This window comes from Chitinophaga sp. (assembly GCF_035761305.1).
Taxonomy (GTDB): domain Bacteria; phylum Bacteroidota; class Bacteroidia; order Chitinophagales; family Chitinophagaceae; genus Chitinophaga.
Map to the genome: position 1 here is coordinate 1 of NZ_DASTRI010000266.1, position 10,362 is coordinate 10,362.

A 10,362-nucleotide genomic window follows, 5' to 3' on the forward strand; every position below is an offset into this window, starting at 1 on the left:
CTTCCCGGAAGTCGGCTTTCTCTGTTTTTGCGGTCAGGAAGATAAACGGGGCATCGCGGAGATGCTTATCCCGTTGCAGTGACGACAGTACTTCAAACCCATCCATGACCGGCATCAGAATGTCACAAACGACCAGGTGGGGTTGACGCTCGAATGCCAGCATCATACCTATTTTTCCGTTTTCAGCCGTTAGCACTTCATATCCGGCCAGTTCCAGGATTTCTGCTGTATTTTCCCTTATCTCGAGGTTATCTTCAATAAGCAGGACCGTTTTCATGATTAATGGTTTAGGGGGATTCTTTCAGGCTGTTACAGGAATGCGTTCACCTTATTTCTTCGTTGGCCTTATTTCTTCATTGAAACCGTATTTTGATATGGCATAAGTATATACACGTTCGATAGCTTTTTGCAGGAAACGCCAATCAGCTACACATTAGTTTCTCGGGAGGATATATATTTGTCCAGGCACCAAGTCGAACAGAGCCATACATGCTCACAGTAACCTTTACTTATAAAAGCTGCTGGAAAGTTAAGCATTTATAATCAATATTAACGCTTCTCAAACCGCCCTGTCTTTTCCTGTATCCTGATCCGGTATATGACCGGTCTTTTATGCTGGGCCATATGGGACTGCGCCAGCTCGGTATTCATTTCATGCATGCCGGCAGTTTCACTTACGGGTTGCTTTAACAGCCGGCCTACCAGGAACTTCATAGCATAGAACCTTTCGCGCTGATCGGTGATTTCTTCGTAATTACCCCACAATATCACACTGCGCCAATTTGTAAAATCACGTATTTCATCCACCTCAAAACAAACATCGGGGTTTTTCCGCATCATATCTATCTTCATTCCCTCATGTGAATGGGCAATAAGGTAAGTTTCGTTAAAGGCATAGCTAACAGGCACTACATATACCTTCTTTCCATCTGTGCAGCCTAAGCGGCCTGTCATATTGCCGGCAAGTATTTCATCGATCTCCTGGATTGTTAATGTACCCAACATAGTTTTATTATTTAATTTCCATCAAATACCTCAATTTATCATACTATTTGACTGCCGCCAATGATGCTGATTAAACGGAGGTCTGATCTCCGTCATCATTATTGTATTCCGGAAAACGCCATAAATACTTCCTGGTTAACGGCTAATTGAAATCATGTATGGCATTAACGACGGTCATTCACCGGAACAGAATGAACAGCTACTTTGCGGCAAAGAAAAAGGCTTATGAAAAAGATAATTGCTGTTTTTGATGGATTAAGATTTTCCGAAAGCGCCCTTCACTACGCCATTGCATTTACCAGGGAGCAGCCGGCGCACCTGGTGGGATTATTCCTGGATGACTTTACGTACAATAGCTTTAGCATGTACAAGCTGCTCAAATCCGGCGCTCAGCCTGCTGTTATAAAAAAGTATGAGGCGGAAGATCAGCAGACAAGAGCTGCCGCAACAGCACATTTTGAAAAGGCCTGCCAGCGGGCCCACCTGAATTACAGTGTGCACCACGACCGCAGCATTGCCATACAGGAGCTGCTGCATGAAAGCATTTATGCAGATCTTATTGTGATTGACGCGCATGAAACATTTGCGTACCGGGAAGCGCCCGCACCCACCCGGTTTATGCAGGATTTGCTTACAGATGTGCAATGCCCGGTACTGATAGTACCCTCTGCTTACCAGGATATAAAAAAAATATTGCTTTTATATGATGGCGAGCCGTCCAGCGTGCATGCTATAAAAATGTTCAGCTACCTGTTTCCCGGTTTGCAGATGCTGGAAACAGAAGTGCTATCTGTTAATGAGCCCGAAACGGGGCTGCACCTGCAGGATGGGCGTTTAATGAAAGAATTCCTGAAAAGGCACTTTCCGCAAGCCCGCTACCAGGTATTAGAAGGACAGCCGGAAGCGGCCATTGTGGATTACCTGCGTCAAAAGGGCAATGATACCTTAACCGTATTGGGAGCCTACCGCCGCGGCGCCGTATCGCGCTGGTTCCGGCCCAGTATGGCCGATGTGCTTGCGCAATCCGTTTCAGTTCCGTTATTCATAGCACACAACAAGTAGCACCTCCCCTGCCAAATGTTGACCGTTAAAATGATTGGTATGGCACTCCCTATCCGGCACGGCGGTACGCCCGGCCTTATTGCAGGCGTTCTATGTATTCATCTTCTTCTTTTGTGGATGGGGGCGGCTTCCTGTAGCGCGCAGATAGATGGGCCGGAGCCGGACAGCAGCATACGAAACATTCACTCTTCACCGGCCGTTGCTGTAGATACACGTACAGACTCCATACAGGTAGATACAGCATTGTACAACCGCCTGCTGCTGCATATTGTGCATAAGCAACCTTCTGTTAAATGGCCGGTAAAAACAGCTTACCCGCTGCCAGGCGCCCTGTTACCATTTAAACGCATTGTAGCTTACTATGGCAACTTTTATTCAACGGGCATGGGTGTGCTAGGCGCTTTGCCGCCGCAGGAAATGCTGCACCAGCTGCAGCAAGAGGTACATCGCTGGGAGCTTTCGGACACCTTGCTGCCTGTGCAGCCGGCCTTACACTATATTGCAGTTACCGCCCAACGAAATCCGGGCCCAGGTGCAAAGTACAGGTTACGCATGCCGGACAGGGAAATTGATAAGGCCCTGGCGCTGGCAAAAAGCATTAACGCCATCGTATTCCTGGATATACAGGTGGGGCATAGCACGCTGCAGGAAGAAATACCCGCACTGGAAAAATACCTGCGCCTGCCGGATGTACACCTGGGCATTGACCCCGAATACTCCATGAAAAACGGGCAGGTGCCCTGCAACGCTATCGGTACATTTGACGCGGCAGATATTAATTATGCCATCACCTACCTGGCGGAGCTCGTACAGCAATACAAACTACCGCCAAAAGTTCTGGTGGTGCACCGTTTTACACAGGGCATGGTTACCAATTACCACGCTATAAAGCTATTTCCCGAAGTGCAGATAGTAATGAATATGGATGGTTTTGGAGGCGTCGCGAAGAAGCGGGACTCCTACAAGGGCTGGATCGCCAATCAGCCCGTACAATTCACCGGGTTTAAGTTGTTCTATAAGAATGATGTAGTTACCGGCGGTCACCTGATGACGCCTGCTGAGGTGCTTCAGCTATACCCCCGGCCGGTATATATTCAATACCAGTAGCACTTCATGCCGCTATTCCCCCAACAGCAAAAACTTCCGGCAGGCTTTCCATGATCACGGTCACCATAGCCGCTGATATACCTCATTGGCCGGGCAGGCTGGCTGGCGTAGCTTGTAATACCTCATCACCTATCTAAAATGTGATTTTTATGGAAGCGCTTATTAAAAAATTTTCAGCAATACATATGGCCGATGTGCCGGAAGTAGGCGGCAAGAATGCCTCCCTGGGCGAAATGATCACCACCCTTACAGCAAAGGGCATACACGTGCCGGATGGTTTTGCCACCACGGCTGCTGCCTTCCGGCTGTTTCTCGAATATAACGGGCTGGCGGTACGCTTACAGCAGCTGATGCAGCAGCTGGACCGTACCGGCTTTTCCAACCTGCAGGCTACCGGTGCAGCGGCGCGCTCGCTGATATTGCAGGGCCGTATGCCGCATGAAGTGCATACGAGTATTGTTAATGCATACCGCGCGCTCTGCGGCAGCAGCGAAAAGGTACCTGTGGCAGTGCGCAGCAGCGCCACCGCAGAAGATATGCCCCAGGCCAGCTTTGCGGGCCAGCATGAATCTTACCTGAATATTGCCGGTGAGGCAGCAGTAGTGGACGCTGTGCACCGCTGCTTTGCCTCCCTGTATACCGACCGCGCTATAAAATACCGCGAAGACAATGGCTTTGAGCATAGCAAAGTGTTGCTATCGGCCGGCATACAAAAGATGGTGCGGTCCGACCTGGCCTGCTCAGGGGTTGGCTTTACGCTGGAACCGGAATCAGGCTTCCGAAATGTGGTGCTGCTTTCCGGCGTATGGGGCCTGGGTGAGAACATTGTGCAGGGCGCTGTAATGCCGGACGAATTTTATGTATTCAAGCCTTCGCTGGCACACCATAAAAAAGCTACCATACAGAAAAAGCTGGGCGAAAAAGCCCAAACTATGGTGTATACGAATGATCCGGAAGCCGGCGCAAGCACTGTAAATAAACCCACTTCGCCTGAAATGCGCGATCGTTTTGTGTTAAGCGATGCAGAGGTAACGCAGCTGGCGCAATGGTGCGTGCTTATTGAAGAGCACTACCAGCGGCCTATGGACATTGAGTGGGCAAAGGACGGTACCAGCGGGAAGCTGTTTATATTACAGGCGCGCCCGGAAACCATTCATGCGCGGGCACAAGCACGGGAGCATGCCATCTATACATTGCAGGAAAAAGGCCGGTGCCTGGTGCAGGGTGCTGCTATTGGCAGTAAAGTAGCTGCCGGTATTGCACGCATACTGGCATCACCGGCGGAAGCCGGGCAGCTACAGGAGGGAGAAATTGTGGTTACCGGATCTACCAGCCCCGACTGGGATCCGGTGCTGAAAAAAGTAGCCGCCATTGTTACAGATACCGGCGGCAGAACCAGCCACGCCTCCATTGTTGCCCGGGAGCTGGGCATACCGGCCATTGTAGGTGCGCAGGATGCTACTAAAAAAATAAGGAACGGTGACATGATCACGGTTTCATGCTGCGAAGGCAAAACCGGTTATGTGTATGAGGGGCGGCTGGCTTACACAAAAACAGATACAGCGCTTTCCAACCTGCCAATGCCCAGGTACACAGCGCCCATGCTTATTATGAGCGATCCGGATATGGCCTTTGCACTTTCCTTTTATCCCAACAGGGGTGTTGGCCTCTTAAGAATGGAGTTTATTATTACCCGCACCATTGGCATCCATCCTATGGCTTTGGTGAACTTTGATCAGCTGCAGAATAAAGCCGTCCGTGACCGTATTGCTTATCTTACCCGGCATTATACTGACAAAAAAGCCTTCTTTATTGACAAGCTTTCGCAGGGCATTGCAACCATTGCCGCCGCCTTTTACCCAAAAGAGGTGATTGTACGCATGAGCGATTTTAAAAGTAACGAATATGCAGAGCTGCTGGGCGGAAAAGGATTTGAGCCCAAGGAAGAAAACCCCATGCTGGGCTTCCGGGGCGCTTCCCGTTACTATCATCCGTTGTATAAAGAAGGATTTGGCCTGGAATGCGCGGCTGTTAAAACCGTACGGGATGAAATGGGCCTTACCAATGTAAAAGTGATGATACCGTTTTGCCGTACCCTGGAAGAAGGGAAAAAGGTGTTGGAAGTAATGCGCTCCTTTGGCTTGCCGCAACATGAGAACGGCCTGCAGGTGTACGTAATGGCCGAGCTGCCCGCCAATGTACTGGAAGCCGCCGCGTTTGCAGAACATTTTGACGGTTTTTCCATTGGCTCAAATGATCTTACACAGCTGACGCTGGGTATCGACCGCGACTCGGCCCTGGTTGCGCCGTTGTTCAATGAAGAGGATGCCGCTGCAAAAAAGATGATCACCATGGTGCTGGACACTGTCCGGAATACAGTAGTACCTATTGGCTTTTGCGGACAGGCGCCCAGCGATCTGCCGGACTTTGCAGCTTTCCTGGTAGCGCATGGCATCAACAGCATTTCCTTTAATCCGGATGCCTTGCTGCCGGGTATTGCCAACATACTGAAGGCGGAGAAAGAACAGTTTATTGACAACGAACCGTTACCGGTGATCATATAACTCATAAAGGAAGCAAATAACAGTATATGGAAAGTTTACCGGCTCCGGAGTTGAGAGGGCTTTCTTCCCTGGATATTCCCCACCTGCAGCAGCTGTATGGCAAAAACATTTTCAGGCCCGCGCATACCCGTACACTGCTGCATATAATGGTGGATATTGTAAAGGAGCCTATGACGCTGCTGTTGCTGGCAAGCTGCCTGCTTTACTTCCTGCTGGGAAACATTACGGAGGGATGGATGATGCTGGCGGCCATGCTCGTGGTTACAGCCGTATCGTTATACCAGGATATAAAAAGCTCGCGGGCGCTGGATGCGCTGCAGCAATATACTGCCCCCTCGGCTACAGTAATAAGAGATGGGCAGGAAATAACCATACCTACAGAAGAGCTGGTGCCCGGCGATTTGCTGCTGTTAAGCGAAGGCGCGCTGATACCGGCGGATGGCATTATTGTATCGGCCAATGACCTCCAGGTGAATGAGTCGGTACTTACCGGCGAATCGCTACCGGTTGACAAAGACATGCAGGCCGGCAACAACCAGCTTTACCAGGGTACTACTGTTAATGCCGGCAAATGCATGGTAACGGTAACGGCCATTGGCAATGATACACGATTGGGAGCATTGGGGCTGAGTATTGCCAGCGTGCCGCCGCCCCCTACCCGCTTACAGCTACAGGTGCAAAAAGCGGTGCGCAGGCTGGCCCTGTTAGGCGGTGCGGCCTTTGTGATCATTTGTTTGGTAAGCTTTATAAAAAACCACGACATTATCAACAGCGTGCTGCTGGGCCTTACGCTGGCCATGGCGGCATTGCCGGAAGAAATACCGGTAGCTTTTACGTCCTTTATGGCCCTTGGCGCCTATTACATGTCACGGCAGGGTATTATTTCCCGTCAGCCCCAGGTCATAGAGCATCTGGGAGCCGTGAGCGTGCTTTGCCTGGATAAAACCGGCACCATTACAGAAAACAGAATGCAGGTGGTAATGGCTTACGACCACCGCTCCGGCACGCTTACCAACCTGGAAGAGCGGCTTTCACCGGCAGACAGCCGCCTGCTGCATTACGCAGCCATGGCCAGCGAGCATCGCCCGTTCGATCATATGGAGCAGGCCATACTGGAGGCCGCGCACCGGCAGCCGTTTAATGATGCCATTATGCCGGATATGATATATGAGTACCCGCTGGAAGGCAGGCCGCCTATGATGACACATGTGTACCCGCACGACAACGGTATGATGGCAGTGGCCAAAGGTGCGCCGGAACGCATTATGCAGGTATGCAAACCGGATGCGCAGGATGCGGCCTTGCTGCAGCAACACGTGGACATGATGGCTGCACGTGGCTACCGTATACTGGGGGTAGCTACGGCATTACATGGTAACAACCCGTTGCCGCAGCGCCAGGATGATTTCAGCTGGCGGCTGGAAGGCCTGGTATGTTTGTATGACCCGCCCAGGCCACAGGCCGCGCCCCTGGTGGCATGGCTGTATGCCAACGGCATAGCAGTAAAAATGATCACCGGCGACTATGCAGCCACTGCCCTGCATATCGCAAAAAAAATTGGCATGGCTGCTAACGGGCATGTTGTTACCGGGGAGGAGATCATGTTGCTCAACGGTCCGGCGCTGCGGCAAAAGGTACAGCAGGCAGTAGTATTTGCCCGCATGTTCCCTGAGGCCAAGCTGAAAGTGATTAATGCTATAAAAGATAACGGCGAAATCGTAGCCATGACAGGCGATGGCGTAAATGATGGCCCGGCGCTGCATGCGGCGCACATTGGCATTGCCATGGGCAAAAAGGGAACAGAAATAGCGCGGCAGGCAGCCGACCTGGTAATAACGGATGATAACCTCGAAAAAATACCCGAAGCCATACGCCAGGGCCGTAAAATACACAGCAACCTTAAAAAGGCCATCCGTTATATTATCGGTATTCATATACCCATTTTGCTTACGGCTATACTACCCCTGCTGCTGAACTGGAAATACCCCTTTATTTTCACGCCTATTCACATCATTTTCCTGGAGCTGATTATGGGACCCACCAGCTCCGTATTCTTTGAAAGGGAGCCGGTGGAAACTACCGGCCGCACGGGCAATCGTAAGCAAACAAGCCTGTTCAGCAATCATGAGCTGATGGTGAACATATTACAGGGATTGGCCATTACCGCAGGAGTAATGCTGCTGTATTACCGTTTCATGCAGCACGCCAGCATTGAAGTTACACGTACAGTTGTATTCACCACCCTGCTTATCAGCAATACGCTGCTTACCTTTGCCGACCGCTCTTTTACGGAGCCTGTTACCCGCACGGTAAAGTACAGGAATAACCTGGTGCCCGTAATACTGGTTACTTCCGTATTGTTCCTGCTGGCTATTCATTTTATACCGGCGGTACGCCGGCTTTTTGGCATGGCAGCCATCAGCCTGCAGACCTTTTTTCTTTGTTTCATCGCTGCATTTATATGCGTGGCCTGGTTTGAAGTATATAAAGCGGTTAAACACCGGCAACGGTTATAAATTGGTGGCCGCATCAGATCCAGGTTATCAGCGGAAAATCCATCCGGTGAGGAAGTGCGGGATGTTTGGCAAATACACGGAAGCTATAGCTGTAGCTACCTGAAAACATTAATGATACTTTATCGCTAAAAGTTAATTTGTTACCGTTAGTGGCAGTTACCGGCAGCGGCTGTACATGCAGGTAATCATTCGTATGAACAGCATCCGATACCACTATTTCTACTCCCAGGTCGTTTACGGATAGGCTGCCTATGCAGAGTGTAATCGTTATGCGAAAGCTTTCCCCCAGCCTTTGCATCTTACTGTCGCCATCCGGCAGTCCTATAGCCATTACGTGTATTTCCGGCCAGGCTGCCAGCATCTTTTTCTTCCATACCGTCAGCTCTTTTGCCAGTGTATACTTCTCAGCCTGTAAAGCCCGGCTGCGGCTATATAATTTTTCATAGCAGGCGCCGTATTCCTTTACTACCCGCTGCATATCGCAGCCTGGCGCAACTTCAGAAAGGGATTTTCTTATCATATTTATCCATCCTTCGGGCAGGCCGCCGCTATTGCGTTCGTAAAAAAGTGGCACAATATCGTTTTCGAGCATGCTATACAGCAAGGCAGCATCCTGTGTGTCCTGCAAGGCATCCTGCTCAAAGCTGTAGCTCCCTTCCAGCGCCCACCCGGCACCTTCCCGGTATGCTTCTGCCCACCACCCGTCTTTCACACTGCAGTGCAATACGCCATTGAGCACCGCCTTCATACCGCTGGTGCCACAGGCCTCCCTTTCCAGCCGGGGCGTATTCAGCCATACATCCACTCCCTTTACCAGCAGCGCACCCAGCTCCATATCATAATCTTCCAGGAACAGGATGTGGTTGCTCACCTCCGGCTGCCGGGAAGCTAATATTACCTTTTTGATCAGCGCTGCGCCTTCACCGTCGTCGGGATGTGCTTTGCCGGCAAAAATGATCCGCACCGGCCGTGCCGCATTATTTAAAATAGCAGCCAGCCGCTGCAGATCCGTAAATAGCAGGTGCGCCCTTTTATAGGGTGCAAACCGGCGGGCAAAACCAATAAGCAACACATTGTTTTTCAGGTCGTCGAGCACACGGAGCCTCGCATCTGCGTTATTAGTACTAATAAAGGTCGTATGCAAGCGGCTGCGTATGCCCTGCAACATCTCCTGTTTCAGGGACTGCCGCACCGCCCATATGCGGGATGCTGGTATATGTTGTATGGATGATTTGCTATCCTTTTTAAGATGCTGCCACTGCACGGCTGTCCAGGTAGGCAGGTGAACGCCGTTAGTAACGCTGGTGATGTGCAGCTCACCTGGCCTGAAATCTTTCCATAGCTGCTGCAGCAGTCTGCAGGACACCTGCCGGTGAAGCCTGCTCACCGCATTTATTTCCTGTGAGAGGTGTGCTGCAAGATAAAACATGGAAAACTTTTCCTGGCCGCCATCAGCCTGGCCCAATGCCATCAGCCGTTCCCAGGAAATGTTAAAATCCCTTGCCAGATAAGACAGGTAAGCTCTCAGCTGTACTTCATCAAACAGGTCCATGGCGGCTGCAACGGCGGTATGAGTAGTGAACTGTGAAGAGGCCTTAATAACCTCCAGCGCTTCGTCGAAGTCCAGGTGTGCATGCTGTATAAGCTCCCCTATTCTTTCAAATGCAGTAAAAGCGGCGTGCCCTTCGTTAATATGAAAAACGTCGGGGTGTATGTTCAGCGCTGTTAATAAACGCACTCCTCCAATACCGAGCAAAATTTCCTGTTGTAACCGCAGCTCGCTGTTACTGTTATATAGCTTTGCGCAAATACGGCGGTCCTCCGGGCGGTTGGTGTCAACATTGGTGTCCAGCAGGTATAATGCCACACGGCCAACGCTCACTTTCCACACGCCGGCGGTTATTGTGCGGCCGGGAAATGCAATGGAAATCTGCAACGGGGCGCCGGTACTGTCATTTATACGGTAAAGCGGCAGCATTCCCATATCCATAACATCGGGCATAGCTACCTGGTTGCCCTCGGGAGACATGATCTGTTTAAAATATCCTTCCTGGTATAGCAGCCCCACTGCTATCAGCGGTATGTTGCCGTCGCTGGCTGCTTTCAGG

General features: G+C 50.8%; 7 protein-coding genes. 4 read left to right on the forward strand and 3 right to left on the reverse strand.

From position 1 onward, the window contains the following. Both VFS25_RS22325 and VFS25_RS22330 read right to left on the reverse strand, forming a co-directional pair. Window positions 1–277: response regulator (locus VFS25_RS22325; protein ID WP_326464398.1), on the reverse strand; the 277-nt coding region annotated here is incomplete at its 3' end. 272 nt (window positions 278–549) lie between these two features. Then, complete coding sequence (locus tag VFS25_RS22330; RefSeq protein WP_326464399.1) at window positions 550–1,005, reverse strand: pyridoxamine 5'-phosphate oxidase family protein; 456 nt, start codon at window positions 1,003–1,005, stop codon at window positions 550–552. A gap of 225 nt (window positions 1,006–1,230) precedes the next feature. Here VFS25_RS22330 and VFS25_RS22335 point away from each other — a divergent pair, with 225 nt between their 5' ends. From VFS25_RS22335 to VFS25_RS22350, 4 genes are all read left to right on the forward strand, one after another. Then, a complete protein-coding gene (locus VFS25_RS22335) occupies window positions 1,231–2,067 on the forward strand; it encodes a universal stress protein (RefSeq protein WP_326464400.1) in 837 nt (278 codons plus the stop codon). A 39-nt stretch (window positions 2,068–2,106) separates the two neighbouring features. Beyond that, the gene (locus VFS25_RS22340; RefSeq protein ID WP_326464401.1) at window positions 2,107–3,174 is read left to right on the forward strand and encodes a hypothetical protein; all 1,068 of its coding nucleotides are present in this window, start codon (window positions 2,107–2,109) and stop codon (window positions 3,172–3,174) included. 149 nt (window positions 3,175–3,323) lie between these two features. Further along, window positions 3,324–5,738, forward strand: coding sequence for a phosphoenolpyruvate synthase (gene ppsA, locus VFS25_RS22345; protein ID WP_326464402.1), 2,415 nt, complete (start codon window positions 3,324–3,326; stop codon window positions 5,736–5,738). 26 nt (window positions 5,739–5,764) lie between these two features. After that, window positions 5,765–8,254, forward strand: a complete 2,490-nt coding sequence (locus tag VFS25_RS22350; RefSeq protein WP_326464403.1) for a cation-translocating P-type ATPase — start codon at window positions 5,765–5,767, stop codon at window positions 8,252–8,254. 13 nt (window positions 8,255–8,267) lie between these two features. On the opposite strand, the gene glgP is transcribed toward VFS25_RS22350, so the two are convergent. After that, window positions 8,268–10,362 (reverse strand): alpha-glucan family phosphorylase (gene glgP / locus VFS25_RS22355; protein WP_326464404.1); only part of this gene is annotated, 2,095 nt, incomplete at its 5' end.